This is a genomic window from Pseudomonas sp. LSJ-87 (genome assembly GCF_032971465.1).
In the GTDB taxonomy this organism is placed as follows: domain Bacteria; phylum Pseudomonadota; class Gammaproteobacteria; order Pseudomonadales; family Pseudomonadaceae; genus Aquipseudomonas; species Aquipseudomonas putida_Z.
The window spans coordinates 1-1,187 of record NZ_JAWJYQ010000105.1 but is presented as its reverse complement, the minus strand read 5'-3'; the positions used below and the strand labels follow the sequence as shown (position 1 = coordinate 1,187).

The window sequence follows — 1,187 nt, the reverse complement described above, 5'->3', positions numbered from 1 at the left end:
TGCCCGCTTGTATGGTTAGACTTGAAGGGGTGGTGGGACTAAATGCCCGAATCTGACTGTTCACAGCAGTACAGACCGTGGGAGACATCGCCCCACCCCTTCCACCAAAGCGCCGATAAAGAATGCATCGTTTGCAAGCGACGATAGAAGCAAGCCAGCGCCTCTTGGTGAAACCCCTTCAAGCCGAAAAACCATAACGTGAGGAGCCGCCCATGGCAATGCAGGTAGGTAAGTTGATCGTGGGTGCGGATGTCGCGAAGGCTGAGCTGGTTATCCACCACGATGATCGCGACGAGATCATCAGGCTGAAAAACTCCAAACTCGAGATCAGAAGGTGGCTCAAGCAACAATCCCTCAACACCGCTATCGCTGTTGAGGCGACCAATGTCTATCACTTGGACCTGGTTGAATTGGCCCACAGCCTAGGCTTCGAGGTCTATGTCATCGATGGTTTTCAATTGAGCAACTACCGGAAAAGTGTTGGGGGACGGGTTAAAACCGACCCCTCAGATGCGCGGTTGCTGTCCCGTTTTTTAAAAAATGAGGGCGAGGACCTTCGCCCTTGGAGCCCGCCTCCCGCTGTCTACGGCAAGCTTCAGAGCCTCTTGCGACGCAGAGCCGCCTTGGTGACTGCTCGTACTGCAATGACTCAGAGCTGGGCTAACGAAAGCCTTTTGAAAGCCGCCTTCGAAACTTTTGTGAAGTCGATAGATCGGCTGGATCAGTTGATTCAAAAGAAGATTAAAGAAGTACTGCGAGAAGCTGGGCTGCAGGAACAAGTCGCTCGCTGCCAGGCAGTAGAGGGCATTGGTTTTCTCACCGCCGCAGCATTGGTGATGGCTTTTACAAGGGGCGAGTTCAAAAGCAGTGACTCGTACATTGCATTCCTAGGAATGGATTTACGAGTCAGTGATTCCGGACAGAAGAATGGGCGACGTCGCCTCACCAAGCGAGGTTGTTCAGAAATTCGTCGTTTATTGCACAACGCTGCGATGGCGGCCAGCAGAACGGCAGCCTGGAAAGGGCTTTACGAACAGCATCGGAGCAGTGGTAAAGCAACAACCCAAGTCTTGGTAATCCTGGCAAGAAAGCTCGCGCGGGTGGCATTCGCCCTGATGAAAAATCAGGACGAATACGTCACCAAAGACGGGAAACTGGCTTGCTGAAAACCATAGAATCTCCCACAG

General features: G+C 52.7%; 1 protein-coding gene. It reads left to right on the top strand.

All coding sequences use genetic code 11. The annotated features are described in order from the left end of the window. Positions 1–212: 212 nt before the first annotated feature. Positions 213–1,166 carry an IS110 family transposase gene (locus RYH74_RS26260; protein WP_317410610.1) on the top strand — a complete coding sequence of 318 codons (954 nt, stop codon included), beginning with the start codon at positions 213–215 and terminating at the stop codon, positions 1,164–1,166. Positions 1,167–1,187 lie beyond the last annotated feature (21 nt).

What these genes read in the sequence shown, in the direction of transcription:
- RYH74_RS26260 (WP_317410610.1), top strand. Translation starts at nt 213, where the DNA reads ATGGCAATGCAGGTAGGTAAGTTGATCGTGGGTGCGGATGTCGCGAAG.